This is a genomic window from Geobacillus sp. C56-T2 (genome assembly GCF_007829715.1).
Lineage (GTDB): Bacteria > Bacillota > Bacilli > Bacillales > Anoxybacillaceae > Geobacillus > Geobacillus icigianus.
Genome location: NZ_VJWB01000001.1, coordinates 440,270 through 456,954, shown reverse-complemented (window position 1 = coordinate 456,954; position 16,685 = coordinate 440,270). Strand labels below are relative to the sequence as shown.

General features: G+C 53.6%; 17 protein-coding genes. 12 read left to right on the top strand and 5 right to left on the bottom strand.

All coding sequences use genetic code 11. The annotated features are described in order from the left end of the window. The first annotated feature begins 67 nt into the window (after window positions 1-67). A complete protein-coding gene (gene yfkAB / locus GC56T2_RS02265) occupies window positions 68-1,207 on the top strand; it encodes a radical SAM/CxCxxxxC motif protein YfkAB (protein WP_144972760.1) in 1,140 nt (379 codons plus the stop codon). An 87-nt stretch (window positions 1,208-1,294) separates the two neighbouring features. Here yfkAB and GC56T2_RS02260 read toward each other — a convergent pair whose 3' ends face one another. Together GC56T2_RS02260 and cax are read right to left on the bottom strand one after the other, a co-directional pair. Continuing rightward, on the bottom strand, window positions 1,295-2,083 hold the full coding sequence (locus GC56T2_RS02260; protein ID WP_144972758.1) for a YfkD famly protein: 789 nt from the start codon (window positions 2,081-2,083) through the stop codon (window positions 1,295-1,297). A 490-nt stretch (window positions 2,084-2,573) separates the two neighbouring features. Next, complete coding sequence (gene cax / locus GC56T2_RS02255) at window positions 2,574-3,626, bottom strand: calcium/proton exchanger (RefSeq protein WP_144972756.1); 1,053 nt, start codon at window positions 3,624-3,626, stop codon at window positions 2,574-2,576. A gap of 371 nt (window positions 3,627-3,997) precedes the next feature. On the opposite strand from cax, the gene GC56T2_RS02250 reads away from it, so the two are divergent. After that, entirely contained in the window at window positions 3,998-5,131 is a 1,134-nt protein-coding gene (locus tag GC56T2_RS02250) for an MFS transporter (RefSeq protein ID WP_144972754.1), read from the top strand. Between the two features lie 124 nt (window positions 5,132-5,255). Further along, window positions 5,256-5,402 carry a BH0509 family protein gene (locus GC56T2_RS02245; RefSeq protein ID WP_033020583.1) on the top strand — a complete coding sequence of 49 codons (147 nt, stop codon included), beginning with the start codon at window positions 5,256-5,258 and terminating at the stop codon, window positions 5,400-5,402. Window positions 5,403-5,644: 242 nt separating this feature from the next. On the opposite strand, the gene GC56T2_RS02240 is transcribed toward GC56T2_RS02245, so the two are convergent. Both GC56T2_RS02240 and GC56T2_RS02235 read right to left on the bottom strand, forming a co-directional pair. Then, window positions 5,645-6,478: a YihY/virulence factor BrkB family protein gene (locus GC56T2_RS02240; protein ID WP_144972752.1), complete on the bottom strand. Its 834-nt coding sequence runs from the start codon at window positions 6,476-6,478 to the stop codon at window positions 5,645-5,647. Between the two features lie 105 nt (window positions 6,479-6,583). Beyond that, window positions 6,584-7,066, bottom strand: coding sequence for a low molecular weight protein-tyrosine-phosphatase (locus GC56T2_RS02235; protein WP_061912625.1), 483 nt, complete (start codon window positions 7,064-7,066; stop codon window positions 6,584-6,586). Window positions 7,067-7,283: 217 nt separating this feature from the next. Between GC56T2_RS02235 and GC56T2_RS02230 the strand changes: the two genes are divergently transcribed. The 9 genes from GC56T2_RS02230 to GC56T2_RS02190 all read left to right on the top strand — a co-directional run bounded on the left by GC56T2_RS02230 (window position 7,284) and on the right by GC56T2_RS02190 (window position 15,383). Beyond that, complete coding sequence (locus GC56T2_RS02230; RefSeq protein ID WP_144972751.1) at window positions 7,284-7,508, top strand: DUF1128 domain-containing protein; 225 nt, start codon at window positions 7,284-7,286, stop codon at window positions 7,506-7,508. A 706-nt stretch (window positions 7,509-8,214) separates the two neighbouring features. Beyond that, window positions 8,215-8,922, top strand: a complete 708-nt coding sequence (locus GC56T2_RS02225; RefSeq protein ID WP_144972749.1) for a phosphoadenylyl-sulfate reductase — start codon at window positions 8,215-8,217, stop codon at window positions 8,920-8,922. A gap of 14 nt (window positions 8,923-8,936) precedes the next feature. After that, window positions 8,937-10,010 carry a sulfate permease gene (locus GC56T2_RS02220; protein ID WP_144972747.1) on the top strand — a complete coding sequence of 358 codons (1,074 nt, stop codon included), beginning with the start codon at window positions 8,937-8,939 and terminating at the stop codon, window positions 10,008-10,010. A gap of 37 nt (window positions 10,011-10,047) precedes the next feature. Continuing rightward, window positions 10,048-11,208, top strand: a complete 1,161-nt coding sequence (gene sat / locus GC56T2_RS02215) for a sulfate adenylyltransferase (RefSeq protein WP_144972745.1) — start codon at window positions 10,048-10,050, stop codon at window positions 11,206-11,208. 12 nt (window positions 11,209-11,220) lie between these two features. Further along, window positions 11,221-11,832 carry an adenylyl-sulfate kinase gene (cysC, locus tag GC56T2_RS02210; protein WP_033020590.1) on the top strand — a complete coding sequence of 204 codons (612 nt, stop codon included), beginning with the start codon at window positions 11,221-11,223 and terminating at the stop codon, window positions 11,830-11,832. 149 nt (window positions 11,833-11,981) lie between these two features. Continuing rightward, window positions 11,982-12,758 (top strand): uroporphyrinogen-III C-methyltransferase, encoded by a 777-nt coding sequence (gene cobA / locus GC56T2_RS02205; protein ID WP_061912621.1) that lies wholly within the window; start codon window positions 11,982-11,984, stop codon window positions 12,756-12,758. Between the two features lie 11 nt (window positions 12,759-12,769). Further along, complete coding sequence (locus GC56T2_RS02200) at window positions 12,770-13,516, top strand: sirohydrochlorin chelatase (protein WP_144972743.1); 747 nt, start codon at window positions 12,770-12,772, stop codon at window positions 13,514-13,516. 144 nt (window positions 13,517-13,660) lie between these two features. Further along, window positions 13,661-14,848 (top strand): IS701 family transposase, encoded by a 1,188-nt coding sequence (locus GC56T2_RS02195; protein ID WP_144972741.1) that lies wholly within the window; start codon window positions 13,661-13,663, stop codon window positions 14,846-14,848. 250 nt (window positions 14,849-15,098) lie between these two features. Continuing rightward, a complete protein-coding gene (locus tag GC56T2_RS02190; RefSeq protein WP_144972739.1) occupies window positions 15,099-15,383 on the top strand; it encodes an acylphosphatase in 285 nt (94 codons plus the stop codon). A 390-nt stretch (window positions 15,384-15,773) separates the two neighbouring features. Here the strand turns inward: GC56T2_RS02190 and GC56T2_RS02185 are convergent, their stop codons facing one another. Next, on the bottom strand, window positions 15,774-16,544 hold the full coding sequence (locus tag GC56T2_RS02185) for an arginase family protein (protein WP_144972737.1): 771 nt from the start codon (window positions 16,542-16,544) through the stop codon (window positions 15,774-15,776). Between the last annotated feature and the right edge of the window lie 141 nt (window positions 16,545-16,685).

Sequence of the window (16,685 nt, the reverse complement as noted above, 5' to 3'; positions counted from 1 at the left end):
ATTGACAAGCGGAGTGACTGTTGCCGATAATGAACGTTGAGACTTTGAATGGAAAGAGGAGAAAGACATGCGTTCATCGACCATGCCAGCGATTACACCGGCGTATGACCCGTGGGAGGCGTATGTCGATATTGAAGAATATGGAAACCTTGAACTGACGAACATCGAGTTCACGACAACGACACTTTGCAATATGCGCTGCGAACATTGTGCGGTTGGCTATACGTTGACAGCCAAAGACCCCGAAGCGCTGCCGCTTGACTTGTTGCTCCGCCGGCTCGAGGAAATCCCGCATTTGCGCTCCTTAAGCATCACCGGCGGCGAGCCGATGCTGTCATTAAAATCCGTTGACCAATACGTTGTTCCCCTTCTCCGCTACGCGCATGAACGCGGGGTGCGGACGCAGCTCAATTCGAATTTGACGCTCGATTTAGCGCGTTATGAACGAATCATTCCGTATTTGGATGTGCTGCACATCTCCCATAACTGGGGAACGATCGATGACTTTGTCGACGGCGGATTCGCCATGATGGAGCGGAAACCGACGCGCGCCCAGCGTGAAAAGTATTTTCAGCGCATGCTCGACAATGCGAAAGCATTGGCGAAAGCAGGGGTCATGGTGTCGGCGGAAACGATGCTCAACAAGCGGACGGTTCGCCATTTGGAAACGATCCACCGCCAAGTGGTCGAGGACATGGGCTGCCGGCGGCATGAAATCCATCCGATGTATCCGAGCGATTTTGCCAGTGCACTTGAGACGTTGAGCTTGGACGAATTGCGCCAAGCGATCCACCATTTGCTTGACATTCGCAACGAGGACGTCTGGATGTTGTTCGGGACGCTCCCGTTTTACCCGTGCAGCGACAATGAAGAAGATGTGGCTCTATTGAAACGGCTGTATGAAAGCAAAAACGTCACCGTGCGCAACGACCCGGACGGCCGCTCGCGGCTCAATGTCAACATTTTCACCGGCGATGTCATCGTCACCGATTTCGGCGATGAACCGCCGCTTGGCAACATCATCCGCGATTCGCTGCCTGACGTGTATGACCAATGGCGCCGCTCGAAATTGGCCAATGAGCTGCTTTGCCATTGTCCGGCGGCGCGCTGCCTCGGACCGAACGTTCTTGTGAAGCAGACGTATTATCGCGACATCGATTTTACGAAGCGATCCGCGCGAGTGGCCCGCGCCAATCCCGCACATTGACGGAAGCGTCGCCACCGCCGCCCATCCGGTGGCCGATGGCGATAAAAGCGGAGGAAGGCGACATAGTCCGCCTTCCTCTTCCTTTGTTTATCTCGGCTGTTCGCTCACCGCATACGACATGTAGAGGCGATCTTGCACTGGAATCCACGCCCCCACTCCTCTTGTCGTGACGTTTTTAACGACAATGTTCTTTTTGTTTCCGCGCAAAACGACATACACTTCGCCGTAAGTCACTTTTCCTTTTTCATTGACCGCTGGAACATAGGCGTACAAATACCCCATCTTTTTCGCCGGCACTTGGTACGGCTGGTCTTTTTTCGTGCCAAGGCCGACGACCGTGCTGAACGCAAGCGGCAAATTCGTTTTTTCCATCGCTTTGTTCAGCATCATCCGCTTGACAGCATCCTCATTCGGCACTTTGGATGTCAACCCGCCGCGGACGTGTTTTTGCATTTCTTGTTTATAATACAATTTTTGCGCGGCATCGCCGCCGCGATTATCGAGAAAATTCATGTTGACTTTTTGGTATTCCCAATTCGTTGATGTCTCCAGCGACTGGTAATTGAGCGGCCATTGACCTAAATAAATCGTCGCTCGATAGCCGATGGCCCATGGCGTGTCCGTCGCCGATGATTCGTTTAAAAGATGGATCAATTCAGGATTTTCGATTTTCACGTTGGCCGATTTCAACAGCTGTTTCGCAAACGAGCTTGGCTCTAAATGCGGCAAGTCTTGCGTTGGATTTGGGTACGTATTTTCTTTCGATATATCGATCACCGCGGTGGGCGCCGGTTTGCCGGAGGACGCCAACGTCGGCGCTGCGGCCGCATACAGAAGCAGCGTGCTCACCAGCAACGAAACGGACCATTTTTTCATCCCGCATGTTCACTCCTTTCGCTCCTAGATATTCATGGTTAGTTTCTTTCAAAACCTGCTCTTTATCCGCGGCGATGAAAATTTTGTCCGGGGAAGAAGACATCGCGTACGATTTGCGGGATGCACCTTTATCCGTGGCGATGAAAATTTTGTCCTGCTTCGGCGTTTCGTTTTCTTCGTCTGTCCAAACCACTAGAAAGCCGGTGAAAAACTGCTGTCACACACAAATCGGCGGCATTTTATTCAAAAAAGAAAGCGGTTTCTACAAAGTTTCTCTAATTGAGAAACAGATCGAATCAGTCGTTTTCTCACTAAATCACCAACCTCCTAGGAGGTTGGTGAAAAACATTGGCTTCCTTTGATCGATGAAAAAAGTGTTCATTGTCGCAAGGTTTTTCTATTTGAGAAACGATGCTAGGAAACAGCGGCGCGAGTCAATCACCGCCCTCCTAGGAGACCGTTTTTAACGGAAGGCACCTTTTTGGCCCCGTCACAGCAAGTAAAAGCCGATTCCCATAATCGTATACGCCGCCAGCAGCGTCGCCCCTTCAAACCAATTTGTATCCCCGTCATTGGAAAGGACGATGATGAGCAGCACGGAAGCGGCCATCGCGACCAGCTCAGGAAGCGAAAAGACTAGCGGCATTTTTTCCGGAAACAGAAGCGAAACGAGCACAAGCACCGGCGCGACGAACATGGCGATCTGCAATGTCGAGCCGACAGCGATTTCGACGGCGACGTTCATTTTGTTTTTATACGCCATAATGACGGCCGAAGCGTGCTCGGCCGCATTGCCGACAATGGCGACGATGATGATCCCGATAAACAGCTCGCTCCAGCCGAACGATTCGGCGACCGTTTCAAACGTATGGACAAGCCGTTCCGATAAGTAAGCCACCGCCACCGTTGCCAGCGCCAAAATGGTCGTCGCTTTCCCTTTTCCCCATTCCGGCTCTTCGTGTTCTTCCGTTTCATCGGATTGATGCTGATAAACGCCGCGGTGCGTGACAAGCCGAAAATACAGGGCCGCGATATAAAGCAAAATCATGATGATGGCGATGCCGACGCTGAGCGCCAGCTGCTCTCCGCGGTCCATCTGCATCGTAAACACCTCAGGGATGACAAAGGCGACAAAAATGGCAAACGTCAACAGTCCCGCGTTGTGGCGGGCATCATAAATGTTAAATCCTTGCCGTTTGTATTTGAGCCCACCTACAAAAAATGACAGTCCGGCAACGAGCAATAAGTTGCCAAGCACCGAACCGGTCAAGGAAGCGAGCACAACGTCAACGAGCCCAGCCTTCAAGGCAAAAATGGAAATAATCAGCTCGACGGCGTTCCCGAATGTCGCATTCAACAACCCGCCGATGCGCGGTCCGGCGACAATCGCCAAACTTTCCGTCGCCCGCCCCATATAGCTGGCAAGCGCAATGATCGTCAAACAGTATAGCCCAAACAGCAAAACGGTCGGCCAGTGAAGAAGTCCGCCGATGACGGACACCGGCACGCCGATCCATGTCATCCAAGCGAATACTTTGTTCATTTTCGCTTCTTCCACCTTTCCATTCATTTTCGTTGCACAATCCGGCATTCGCCTGTACGATGAAGAGTGGCGCATCTACACCGAAACATTTGAAGGACAGCGTGATCGGCCGCGGGGGGAACCCTGCCGCTTGGTGACGGGATTTTTGCGGAGGGCCCACGGGCGACGCTTTGCCCTCTGCCCGGGGGATGAAAACGACCGCTTGCCGACGGGATTTCCTCAGAAAATTCGACGGGCAGCGTTTTCCCTCCATCCGGGGCTGAACATCACGCGCCAGTGCGGCCTTTTCACGAAAAACCGGCATAACGCTGCCTTGCCTCTGTCGTTTGGCAGCGGCAACGCGAACGATCCACAGAAACGGGGGCTTGCCAATGCGTTTCGCTGTTTTAACCGGAATCGTCGCCATCTCAGGCTTGTCTCAAGGAATGCTGCTTCCATTGCTGGCTCTTTTGCTTGATAAACAGGGGATTTCTTCTTCAGTGAACGGAGGGCATGCCGCCGCGCTGTATGCCGGTGTACTGCTCATTTCCCCTTTTCTGGAGCGACCTTTGGTTAAATACGGATACAAAACCATTATTATCCTAGGTGGTTTTATTGTAATATGTTCGCTCATCCTTTTTCCACTGTTCCCTTCCATTTTCGTTTGGTTTGTTCTGCGCTTTCTCATTGGGGTAGGCGATCATATGCTTCATTTTGCGACTCAAACGTGGATCACTGACTTTTCGCCGCCGGAGAAGCGCGGACGACGGCTGTCGCTGTACGGTTTAGCGTTTGGGCTCGGCTTTACCGTCGGGCCGCTGCTCGCTTCGCTCGCTTCGGTCAACGAGGCGTTGCCGTTTTTCATCGGCGCTCTGCTCAGTCTGATCGGCTGGGCGGCCGTGTTTTCGCTGCCGAATGAAAAACCGCGGCCGTTGGAACGAACGTCCACGGCGGCCGGGCGGTGGCTAGGGGCGTGGAAAGGGGCATGGCCCGCGCTCTTGTTGCCGTTTGCTTACGGCTTTTTGGAAGCGGCCATTCACTCGGTGTTCCCGCTGTACGCCTTGGATCAGCGGTTGAGCACAGAACAAATCGCGTTTTTACTGCCTTGCTTCTCATTGGGGGGCATCCTGTTTCAGCTGCCGCTTGGAGCATTGAGCGACTGGCTCGGGCGCCGCATTACCATCACTGGGGCGCTGTTGGCGGGCGCCGGCTGTTTTTTGGCGGCGTTTGCTGCCGATCCTTCTCCCGTCAGCCTAGCGATCTGCTTATTTGCCGCCGGGATGTTTACGGGGTCGCTGTTCTCGCTCGGCATCGCCTACATGACCGATCTGCTGCCAAAGGCGCTCCTCCCGGCCGGGAATTTGTTGTGCGGAATGTTGTACAGCCTCGGTAGCATGATCGGCCCGCCGCTTTCCGGCAGCGCTGTCGATGTTGCGGCGGACGCCTTTTTCCTAGTGGTCAGCGCCGTTCTCCTGCTCCCGGTTCTCGGCCTTGTGAAGCGACGAAAGCAGGAAAAAACGGCTTGACCACTTCCTTTCATTTTCTGTTTTTTTTTAAAAAATCATTGACCGTTTTCTCTTTTCTGTTATATAATAAAAACAAGATAATCACGATGTGTTTTAAAACAGTATATGAAAGGATGTGGCGATGATGAGCCGGACAGAACGGAAAAACATGATCGAATTTATTGAAAAAGTGCGGGGCTTGTCGCGGGAACAACTTGCTTGCATGACCGACGCCGAGATTGAATACCTGTATGAACGCTCGTATCATCATCACGAAGAAATTGTGGAGTAATAGCGATCGCTAGAATGGGCACAAAACGGAGCCGACCCAAAACAGACACGTTTTGGGTCGGCTTGATTTTCAATGGTAACCGTTTTGGCCGTTGGCACTCCCACTCGTTTTATGCTTCGGCCGATTTTTCCCTTTTTGCTTCGTTCCCCCGTCTTTTTTCGTATGCTTCGCCATCGTCATCCCCCCTGTATGAAAATCCCCACACCATTACATTGTCCGGTCGGCACTCGTTTTATGCACGTTTAACGGACCCGCTTTCTCCCTTCCCGTTCGCAATCGAACAGAGCGTTCAGCTCTCCTCCCAAGATCAAGATCATGCCAGACAAATAAAACCACACCATCAGCACGATCATCCCGCCAAGGCTGCCATACATCGCCGTATAATTGGCGAAGTTGTTGACGTAATAGGAAAACGCCGACGAGGTGGCAATCCAGCCGGCCGTGGCAAACACGGCGCCGCGCACCACATTGACGCAGCGCAGCCGCTTATTCGGGGCGAAATAGTAAAGCGCAGTAAACACCGCAAACAAGAGCAGGGAGCTTGTCACCCATCGCAATGTGTTCCAAACATCCAAAAACGGCCGTGACAACCCGAGCGCCGAAAACAAAAACAGCCCGATCATCCTTCCAAAAACGGGAAGCACGAGAGCGACGATAATGACAGCGATCATGCTGAGCGTCAATACGATCGACAACCCCCTTACTACCCAAAACGGCCGATCTTCTTGCACGTCGTAAGCGCGGTTGAACGCCCGCATAATCGCGCTCATCCCATTCGAAGCAGACCAAACAGCGGCAATGATGCTAAATGACAGCAAGCCACCGTTTTGTTCATCCATGAGGCGATGAACGTTCGTCTCGATGAGACGAAGCGCCTCTTTCGGGGCGTATTGCCGCACGAGCGCGAGCACATCCTCATGCGGAATCGGCAAATAGGCTAACAGCGTCATTAAAAACAGCAAAAACGGAAACAACGACAGGAGAAAATAATACGCCAGCTCCGCCGATAGTCTTGGGATTTCATCTTCCTGAAAACGCCGGGCCAACTCGCGGATGAATGTCGCATTCACCAACATCGGCCGTCCTCCCTTCCCTTGCTTTTCGAACGACTGCATCGTTGACCGCTTTTTTTCATCAGCGCCGTGAAAGAGAGCTCCCGCGCCAGGCGAAGCGGAAGCGGCTCAATGCTCCTCCGTCAACCGATGATCGCGCATGATCGTTTCCAGCAAATGCTCGCATCCCGCTCGGATCAGGCGGTACACTTCGGCAAAATTGCCCGTATAGTACGGGTCTGGCACGTCGTCCGTTTCCCGTTCCGGCACGAAATCGAGCAGCCGAGCGATCACCGCTCTCGACCGGGGGCCGGCCAATCGCCGCAAATCGTTCAAATTGGTGGCATCCATGGCGATGATATAATCGAACTCCTCCAAGTCGCGGCGGGCGACTTGCCGGGCGCGGATGCCGGAATAATCGATCTTGTTCTCGCTTAAAATTCGCCGCGTTCCCGCATGCGGCGGTTCCCCCACATGCCAGCTGCCCGTTCCCGCCGAATCAACGGTGATGACATGCTCTAGTCCCCGCTCTTTCACCAAATGGCGAAAAACAGCTTCCGCCATCGGCGAACGGCAGATGTTTCCAAGGCAAACGAACAGCACTTTCACCATCCCAAACGGCCTCCCTTTCGCCATCGTGATGAACATCGTTTCATTCGGTATTGTTTCTTTTTTCTCGCCGGCCTAGCCTCTCTTTCACCGCACAGGCCCACCTCTCCATTTTACCATACCGTCTGTTTCTCGGCTGGGCAACAGACGATCTTCTCTCCCGCTTTTCAGCGCCGATGTGGTACAATACATGATAACCGCTATGAAAGGAGCCCGAATCATGGACTTATCCAAACCGTCGGCGGAAAACGTCGAATACATGATTGACCAATTGAAACAAAAATTAAAAATGCTCAATTGGGAAGCGATGAAGCCATCACATTTTTCCGAGGAATGGTACGATGAATTGAAAGAAATTTTCGAGATGGTGATGAAACGCGAGACGTTCAGTCCAAGTGAAATGCAAGCCATTGTGGAAGAACTCGGGAATCTGCGCAAAAAGTAAAGGCTTGCCGATCGTAAGGGCGCGCGGTTTTGAAGGGCGGAAAACGAGGCGTCTTTCCGCCGAACCGCGGGTTTCGCTGACATGACGCACCGGCCAGCCATGATCCAAAGGCGCTTGCCCGCCAAGATAAAAATAATTCCCATCGAAAAACTAGGATTGACATTGGCGGCAATTGTGCTAAAATTTTAACTTAACAGCGGAATTCATCTCCTCCCTCTACACAAAGGGAACGTGGGAGGTGGATTTTGGTATAAAGAAAGGCCCGAAACAGTTAGGGATGGTCGAACAGGATGTGGAACCGCGGGGCACACGGAGATCGCTCGGTTCGCTTCCTGTCGTTGGGCGGGATGACCTAAGAAGCCCCTCACCTCTAAGCGTCAGCGTAGGTGGTGGGAGCATGTCAGTCCATTGAATGACCAGCGCTCCATGCCGGTGATCGGAGAAGAAAAACAAAAGTTGGCCATCCGCGCGGTGTAGCAAGCGGCCATTTTTCGAGCAGGGATTGTTTTGACGAAACACCCGATTGTTCGTGGTCGAAGGAAAAGCAACACTTTGCGCTTTTGCACAGACCAAACGGAGAAGACGGAACGGGTTCGTGGTCGAAGGGAAAGCGACGCTTTGACCGCCGCGGCGGCTTTTTTTCTCCATCAATATCCGACTAATTGCGTTGATTTTCTTTGATTTCAGCCAAGAAGGGGGAGAAACGATGCTCACGTACGATCAGTGGGAAACGGCAGAAAAACCGTCTTTTCCGTCTGACAATGAAACAAAAGGAGCGCTTGACGTTCTCGCTTGGGCGTACCGCGAGTACGGTGATGAAATTGTGTACGCCTGTAGCTTTGGCATCGAAGGCATCGTGCTGATCGATCTGATTTCCCAAGTGAAGCCGGATGCGGAAATCGTCTTTCTCGACACGGGGCTGCATTTTCAAGAAACGTATGACACGATCGAAAAAGTGAAAGAAAAATATCCTTCGCTCCGCATCGTGATGAAACGCCCGTCACTGACGTTGGAACAACAAGCCGCCCAGTTTGGCGATGAACTATGGAAGCGCGATCCGAACAAATGTTGCGAGCTGCGCAAAGTCATTCCGCTGCGTGAAGCGCTGACCGGGGTGACCGCCTGGATTTCCGGCTTGCGCCGCGAACAATCGCCGACGCGGCGCCATGTCGAATACATCAATAAGGATGACAAATTCCGTTCGGTCAAAGTCTGTCCGCTCATTCATTGGACATGGAAAGACGTATGGAACTACGTGTATAAGCACGATCTTCCGTACAACGTGCTTCATGACCGCGGCTACCCGAGCATCGGCTGCGCTCCGTGTACAGCGCCGGCAGTCGATCCGAACGATTTGCGCTCCGGGCGCTGGGCCGGCCAAGGGAAGACCGAGTGCGGGCTCCATCTCACATAGGAGGAACCCATCGTATGCTCCTTGCGATTGCGTTTATCGTTTCCTTTTTCTTCGCCATGAACATCGGGGCGAGCGGCGCGGCCGCCTCGATGGGCGTCGCTTACGGGTCGGGCGCCATTCCCCGAAAATCGGTCGCCCTCCTGCTTTGCGGCATCGGCGTGTTTCTTGGCAGCCTCGGCGGCGGAGAAGTGGTGAAAACGATCGGCTCGGGCATTATCCCGTCTTCGATCCTTACCATCAAAATCGTTGTGATTATTTTAACGGCGGCCACCGTTTCGCTTTTTGCTGCGAACATCATGGGCATTCCGCTATCGACGAGCGAGATCACCGTCGGGGCGGTCGTCGGTGTCGGCATTGCCTACCAAGCGGTGTACTTTCACAAACTGCTGTTTATCGTCTCGGTGTGGGTCATCATTCCGATCATTGCCTTCTCATTTACGTTCGCCGTCGGCAAATGGTTTTTGGCGCTCAAGCGAAACTATCCGCAGCTTGAGCGAGGCCGCTGGCAGAAGGCGTTTATGATCTTACTCATTGTCACCGGTTTTTTTGAGGCGTTTTCCGCCGGCATGAACAACGTCGCGAACGCTGTCGGACCGCTTGTCGGCGCCGGGCTGATCGCGGTCGGGCCCGCGACGATCCTAGGCGGCTTGTTCGTCGCCGCCGGAGCGCTCCTGCTCGGACACCGTGTATTGGAAACCAACGGAAAGAAAATTACGAACTTTTCCCCGTTCGAGGGGAGCGCCATTTCGGGCACTGGAGCGGTGCTTGTCATCGTTGCGTCGCTGTTCGGCTTGCCGGTGCCGCTCACGCAAATTACGACATCGGCGATCATCGGCATCGGCACGGCCAAAAGCGGCTTATCGATCTGGCAGAAGCGCATCGTTGTCCAACTTTTCAAAGTTTGGCTCGTTTCGCCAATTTTTTCCCTTGTCATTTCGTACAGCCTTGTGAAACTGCTGCTTGACAGCGATATCTATACGGTCATCGCCATTTTCAGCGTTTGTTTCGCGACCCTTGGGGTCATCAGCCTGAAAAAAACGGTCGCCGAAGAAAAGCGCTCGCTTCATGAACATGGCGGCGGCATTTAAGCGATTTTTCAGTCTATCAATCTAGGAGGTTGTGAACATGAGCGTAAGCATCCCGCATGGCGGCACATTAATCAATCGTTGGAATCCCGATTATCCGCTTGACGAAGCATCCAAAACGATCGAACTGTCGAAAGCGGAATTAAGCGATTTGGAATTGATCGGCACCGGGGCGTACAGCCCGCTCACCGGCTTTTTAACGAAAGCGGACTACGACGCGGTTGTGGAAACGATGCGCCTCGCTGACGGCACCGTCTGGAGCATTCCGATCACGCTCGCGGTGACGGAGGAGAAAGCGAAAGAACTTGCTGTCGGCGATAAAGCGAAGCTCGTTTATAACGGCGACGTGTACGGCGTCATCGAAATCGCTGATATGTACCGCCCAGACAAAACAAAGGAAGCTACGTTCGTTTACAAAACGGATGAACTCGCCCACCCTGGCGTGCGCAAACTGTTTGAAAAACCGGATGTGTACGTCGGCGGGGAAGTCACGCTTGTCAAACGGACCGATAAAGGACCGTTCGCCGCGTTTTATTTCGATCCGGCCGAAACGCGGCAGCGGTTTGCCGAACTCGGCTGGAACACCGTTGTCGGCTTCCAAACGCGCAACCCGGTTCACCGCGCTCACGAATACATTCAAAAATGCGCGCTTGAGATCGTCGACGGTTTGTTTTTAAACCCGCTCGTCGGTGAAACGAAAGCAGATGACATTCCGGCTGACATCCGGATGGAAAGCTACCAAGTGCTGCTGGAAAACTATTATCCGAAAGACCGCGTCTTCCTTGGCGTCTTCCAAGCGGCCATGCGCTATGCCGGACCGCGCGAGGCCATTTTCCATGCCATGGTGCGCAAAAACTTCGGCTGCACGCACTTCATCGTCGGCCGCGACCACGCCGGTGTCGGCAATTACTACGGCACGTATGATTCGCAAAAAATCTTCTCGAACTTTACGGCCGAAGAGCTCGGGATCACGCCGCTCTTTTTCGAACATAGCTTTTATTGCACGAAATGCGAAGGCATGGCGTCAACGAAAACGTGCCCGCATGATGCTGAGCATCATGTCGTTCTTTCCGGCACGAAAGTCCGTGAAATGCTGCGCAACGGCCAAGTGCCGCCAAGCACGTTCAGCCGCCCGGAAGTCGCCGCCGTCTTGATCAAAGGATTGCAACAGCGCGAAGCGGTCACCCCGTCAACGCGGTAAAGGAGGAGCGTCATGAGCACGAACATCGTTTGGCATCAAACATCGGTCACGAAACAAGACCGGCGCGAGCGCAACGGCCATCATAGCGCCATCCTTTGGTTCACCGGGCTGTCCGGCTCCGGCAAATCAACGGTGGCGAACGCCGTTTCCAGACGGCTGTTTGAGCTCGGCATTCAAAACTATGTATTAGACGGCGACAACATCCGCCACGGGCTCAACAAAGACCTCGGCTTTTCCGCCGCCGACCGGACGGAAAACATCCGCCGCATCGGCGAAGTGGCAAAACTGTTTGTCGACAGCGGACAGTTTGTATTAACGGCGTTTATTTCCCCGTTTGCCGAAGACCGGGCGCTCGTCCGCCGTCTCGTCGACGAGGACGAGTTTATCGAAATTTATGTTAGCTGTCCGCTTGAAGAATGTGAAAAACGCGACCCAAAAGGGCTGTACGAAAAAGCGCGCCGTGGGGAAATTCGCGAATTTACCGGCATCGACTCGCCGTACGAAGCGCCGACAGCGCCGGAGCTGACGATCGAAACCGACCGCTATTCGGTCGAAGAATGCGTCGAGCAAGTGCTCGCTTATTTGCGCGAACGGAGAATGATCCCGGCAGCGAAGGCGGACTGATTGTTCCTCCTTTGCTCAAAAGAACGGAAGAACATTTGCCAAAGTCGTTTGCGCACAAAAGCAAACGATGTACAATAAAAAGCACAGCTAGGCATTCACGCCGCTCTCCGGCGGTTGGCTGAATCATGCACGAAGGGGCTGAAACAACGATGGGAAAAGTCTACCTTGTCGGCGCCGGCCCTGGCGATCCGGAACTGATCACCGTCAAAGGACTAACATGCATTCAACGGGCGGATGTCATTTTGTACGACCGTCTCATTAACGAAGAGTTGTTGTCATACGCCAAGCCGGACGCTGAATTGATCTTTTGCGGGAAGCTGCCCGGCTGCCACGCCATGCAGCAGGAAACGATCAACCGCGCGCTCGTCCTGCATGCCAAAAAGGGGAAAACTGTCGTCCGCTTAAAAGGCGGCGATCCATTCGTGTTCGGGCGCGGCGGCGAAGAGGCGGAAGCGCTCGTCAAGCATGGGATTGAGTTTGAGATCGTTCCCGGTGTCACCTCTGCCATCGCCGCAGCGGCGTATGCCGGCATCCCGGTCACCCATCGCGAGTTCAGCTCAAGCGTCGCCTTTGTCACCGGGCACCGGCGCGAAGGAAGCGGCGACGAAATTCAATGGGAAAGCTTAGCCAAAGGCATCGACACCATTGCCATTTATATGGGGATTCAGCGCTTATCCTCCATCTGCGGCCAACTGATGAAATATGGAAAGTCGCCCGAAACACCGGCGGCGGTCATCGAATGGGGAACGACTTCCGCTCAACGCACGGTCACTGGCACGTTAGCGACGATCGCCGAAATCGCCGCCAACGAGCAAATGCGAAATCCGAGCATGGTCATCATCGGGGAGGTCGTGCGGCTGCGCGCGAACATTCAATGGTATGAGCGGCTGTTGTGGTCCTCTGCGGCCGCTGGCGCCACATCGTGAGGCGGTTCGCCATGGAAGCTGTTTTATACGTCAGCCACGGCAGCCGCGTCGCTGCCGCGCGCTTGGAAGCGGCCCGTTTCGTCGAGCAATGCAAGGCAGCCGTCGACATCCCGATTCAAGAACTTTGCTTTATCGAACTGGCGGAACCGGATATCATCACCGGGGTTGACCGTTGCGTCGCCCAAGGAGCAACGCGCATCATTGTCATTCCGCTTTTGCTCCTATCGGCCGGACACGCCAAACGCGACATTCCGGCGGCGCTCGAGCTGGCGAAACAGCGCCATCCAGCAGTCGAAATCGTCTGCGGTTCCCCGTTTGGCGTTCATGATGCGATGATTGACATCATCATTGACCGCATCAGTGAATGCGCGTCTTCCCTCGATGGCGAATCGATGATTTTGCTCATCGGCCGCGGCAGCAGCGATCCCGATACGAAGCGCGACATCACCGCCATCGCCCGGCGTTTGCAAGAAAAAACACACGTCCCGCACGTTAGCGTCTGCTTTCTTGCCGCCATCGGCCCGACGCTTGACGAAGGGCTTGAGCAGGCGAACGCCTCACCTTGCCGGCGCGTGTTTGTCGTTCCGTATTTATTGTTCACCGGGGTCTTAATGAAAACGATCGAACGGAAGCTGCGCGGGTTCCCTACTTCTGACAAACAATGGCATTTGTGTCCTTACTTAGGCTACCATCCGCGGCTAGTGACGCTCATTCGGCAACAAGTAGCGTCGCTGGCGCTGGCGAAAAAAGGAGCTTGACCGTCCAAGCTCCTTTTTTGTATGTACTGTAGATGAGCAAATTCGCTAACATAAATTTACAACCAAATAAAAAAGGAGACATGAACCCGATTCCTTGGTTAGAATAGATGTACCACCAACTACCCACAAGGAGGTTCATGTCTCATGAATAGATTAGCACATCATCAAGGAATCCACAAGTTTTTCATGACGCTGGGATTGGCGCTTTATTTCTCGAAGCCGGTCATCAAGCATCTCGTTCATCTTGTCGACGCCTTGACGACCAAGGGATTTTCGGGGACATTGACGGATGTCCGGTACTGGAGTTTTCACCCGAATCATCGAACGACACTGAGCCACTTTTTCACGAAAAGCCCTTGGAACGAGGAAAAACTGCTTGAGAAGCTGCAAGAATGGATCCTTCGCCAGATCGAACGCCTAGCCAAACAGGAGAATCAACCCCTTTTTGTTTCGATCGATGATACGATTTGTCAAAAAACGAAGCCTTCGTCACGGGCTGCCCGCGCCATTCAAGGGTGTGATTGGCACTACTCGCACAAAGATCATCAATCCGTTTGGGGGCATTCGCTCGTTTGGCTGATGGTGCATACTTTCTCGCAAGCGTTTCCGTTCGCCTTTCGTCTGTATGACAAGACGGCGGGAAGAAGCAAGATCGACCTAGCGATCGAGATGCTTTCCTCGCTCAAGGGGAAACGGGCTCAGCCGGTGTATGTGCTCATGGATTCGTGGTATCCGTCCCAAGCGCTCATCGAAGCCTGCCTGAAACAAGGATTCCATGTCATCGCCATGCTCAAGACGAACCGGATTCTCTATCCGAAAGGCATCGCCATCCAAGCGAAGAAGTTCGCCCGCTATATCGAGCCCAACGACACCCGCCTCGTCACGGTGGGGAAGGAGCGTTACCGCGTGTATCGCTACGAGGGAGCGATCCATGGCCTCGATGACGCGGTGGTGCTGCTGGCTTGGAAGGCGGATGAACCGATGACGCCAGATCATCTCCATGTTGTCTTGAGCACCGACCGGGAGCTAGGCGATGAAGAGATCTTGCGTTACTATGCCCAGCGCTGGACGATCGAATGCTTTTTCCGGCAGGCCAAAGACCAGCTGAAGCTCGATGGATACCGTGTTCGTCACATTCGGGCGGTGAAACGGTATTGGGCCGTGGTGCTGTTCGCCTGCGTATACAGCATCGCGGAATCTCAACAAGACCTCTCTTCCGGCCTGGAGCTTCTTCGTTCTCGGAAAGGACACAGCGTCGTTGAGTTCATCTACGATGCCGCGAAGCAAGAGATTCCCATTGATGTGATCAAAAAACAGCTCCATGTCGCCTAAGGGGTACCCTGTTTGTCTCTTAGTGAATGGAAATTACTGTAATGAAAAATGCTCATCTACAGTATGTACATTCATTCCCGTCTATTATATGATGAAAGCGGGACCGCAAAGAGCAGCGGCAACCATTGGCTGAACGCTCCGCACAGACCATTCCGTTATGCACCGAAGCAACGTTCATAGCTGTCCGCCTTTGACCCGCGTCAAAGGTAGGAAAATCGCCGGAGCGTGAGGCAACTAAGGAGGTCGCGATATGAAACGGGTGCATGTCATTGCCGAAGGACGCGTGCAAGGGGTCGGTTTTCGCTATTTCGTCCAGCACGAGGCGTTGAAGCGGCAGCTGACCGGCTGGGTGAAAAACAATGATGACGGAACAGTGGAAATGGAAGTGCAAGGGAACGAAAGCGCTCTTCAACTCTTTTTGGAAACAATTGAAGCGGGAACGATGTTTGCCAAAGTGACACGCCTGCACATCGCGCCGCGCGATGTTCGGCCTGATGAAAAACCGTTCCGCATTATGTATGGGAGCGGGTGCTGACCGCTCGGCCAATGAAATACCGCCTCTAAGAGGTCGGTGAAAAACCGCTGTCACACCCATTGGAGGCATTTTCATTCAGAAAAGAAAGCTGATTCTGTGAGGTTTCTCTCATTGAGGAACGGGTGGAACTCAGCAGTATTTTGCACGAAATCACCGGCCTTCTAGGAGGCCGATGATTTAAGGGAGCAGGTCGCTTACCAACCTCGTTTCTCAAGTAGAAAAAACTTGTTGCATCAGCCGCTATGTTCACGCGTTCCATCATCTGCCCAATGTGTGTTGCGGGCGCAAGATGCCCGTCCGGCACGCGGCGCTGGCGAACGAACGTGTTTTTCGCTTGCGCACAAAGCGGCTCGCCAGCTCCGGGGCAACTCGGCAGGATTCTCGCCCTGATCAAGCGGGCCGCAAATGGGGTGTTGCATAGCGGAAGCACGTCTCCAAAATGGCCATATTCGCCTGCTCGTTTTTCCTCTGCGCTTCACGACAAAGTGGATCAAACGCATCGACAGCGGACCGTGGATACTCCCCGCATACATCGATGCCCAATACGTTTTTCTGGAGCAACAGCCGCCGCAGGCAAGCAAGCAGCACCGAAAGCGGCATCGTTCCGTGATCCCAGTTCGTGACGGCATCTTCGCGGCTTAGCACATCTTTGTCAATGCTAATATAGACGCTTCTTGTCGGGACGACTTCTAGCAGCGCCCTCGGCCATTCGTCATCGTCAGCAAACGAAAGAACAGTGATGTTCGGGGATAACTGGAGATGGTTCGGAGAAAACGTCGGACCAGCGATCACCACCTTCCGCAACTGCGGATGGTCAAGCGCGCGGGCCACCCATGATCCGCACGACATGAGAAAGCCGTCGCCCGGATCCGCATCGGTATGGTGGTCAAACAACACAAGAGTGAACGGTTCCTGTATTTCTTGCAACAACAAATACGTGACATAATGATAGTTGCCGCTCCCGATCAGCACCGCCCCGCGGCTTCGCCGTCGGCGCAGCCGACGTTCGATTTCAGCGAGCGCAGTCGGGCTGCAATACAAACTCGTTTCCGGCACGTCAGCGAGGTCCACCCACTCGTGCGGAAAACGAAGCAGCCGCGTTTGCGGCCGGTACGTGCCATCGAGATGCAACAAAGCGACACCATTTCCTTGAAACCCCATTTCCCCTCACCTTTCCTTTCGTTGAACGGTCCGTCAACGCTTCTAGGTGCGGATGAGTCCAAGATGTGTCCGTTTCTATTATACAAAAAAAAGCGAAATAGTTCCGTTCTGATGCTTCGGTCATGTACAATATAGAAAACA

Bases quoted from the DNA above. Each gene is read 5' to 3' on its own strand.
- GC56T2_RS02250 (WP_144972754.1), top strand. From the start codon at position 3,998: ATGCGTTTCGCTGTTTTAACCGGAATCGTCGCCATCTCAGGCTTGTCT.
- GC56T2_RS02230 (WP_144972751.1), top strand. From the start codon at position 7,284: ATGGACTTATCCAAACCGTCGGCGGAAAACGTCGAATACATGATTGAC.
- GC56T2_RS02240 (WP_144972752.1), bottom strand. From the start codon at position 6,478: ATGTTGGTGAATGCGACATTCATCCGCGAGTTGGCCCGGCGTTTTCAG.
- yfkAB (WP_144972760.1), top strand. From the start codon at position 68: ATGCGTTCATCGACCATGCCAGCGATTACACCGGCGTATGACCCGTGG.
- GC56T2_RS02235 (WP_061912625.1), bottom strand. From the start codon at position 7,066: ATGGTGAAAGTGCTGTTCGTTTGCCTTGGAAACATCTGCCGTTCGCCG.
- cysC (WP_033020590.1), top strand. From the start codon at position 11,221: ATGAGCACGAACATCGTTTGGCATCAAACATCGGTCACGAAACAAGAC.
- GC56T2_RS02225 (WP_144972749.1), top strand. From the start codon at position 8,215: ATGCTCACGTACGATCAGTGGGAAACGGCAGAAAAACCGTCTTTTCCG.
- GC56T2_RS02185 (WP_144972737.1), bottom strand. From the start codon at position 16,544: ATGGGGTTTCAAGGAAATGGTGTCGCTTTGTTGCATCTCGATGGCACG.
- GC56T2_RS02220 (WP_144972747.1), top strand. From the start codon at position 8,937: ATGCTCCTTGCGATTGCGTTTATCGTTTCCTTTTTCTTCGCCATGAAC.
- GC56T2_RS02190 (WP_144972739.1), top strand. From the start codon at position 15,099: ATGAAACGGGTGCATGTCATTGCCGAAGGACGCGTGCAAGGGGTCGGT.
- cax (WP_144972756.1), bottom strand. From the start codon at position 3,626: ATGAACAAAGTATTCGCTTGGATGACATGGATCGGCGTGCCGGTGTCC.
- GC56T2_RS02260 (WP_144972758.1), bottom strand. From the start codon at position 2,083: ATGAAAAAATGGTCCGTTTCGTTGCTGGTGAGCACGCTGCTTCTGTAT.
- GC56T2_RS02195 (WP_144972741.1), top strand. From the start codon at position 13,661: ATGAATAGATTAGCACATCATCAAGGAATCCACAAGTTTTTCATGACG.
- sat (WP_144972745.1), top strand. From the start codon at position 10,048: ATGAGCGTAAGCATCCCGCATGGCGGCACATTAATCAATCGTTGGAAT.
- GC56T2_RS02245 (WP_033020583.1), top strand. From the start codon at position 5,256: ATGAGCCGGACAGAACGGAAAAACATGATCGAATTTATTGAAAAAGTG.
- cobA (WP_061912621.1), top strand. From the start codon at position 11,982: ATGGGAAAAGTCTACCTTGTCGGCGCCGGCCCTGGCGATCCGGAACTG.
- GC56T2_RS02200 (WP_144972743.1), top strand. From the start codon at position 12,770: ATGGAAGCTGTTTTATACGTCAGCCACGGCAGCCGCGTCGCTGCCGCG.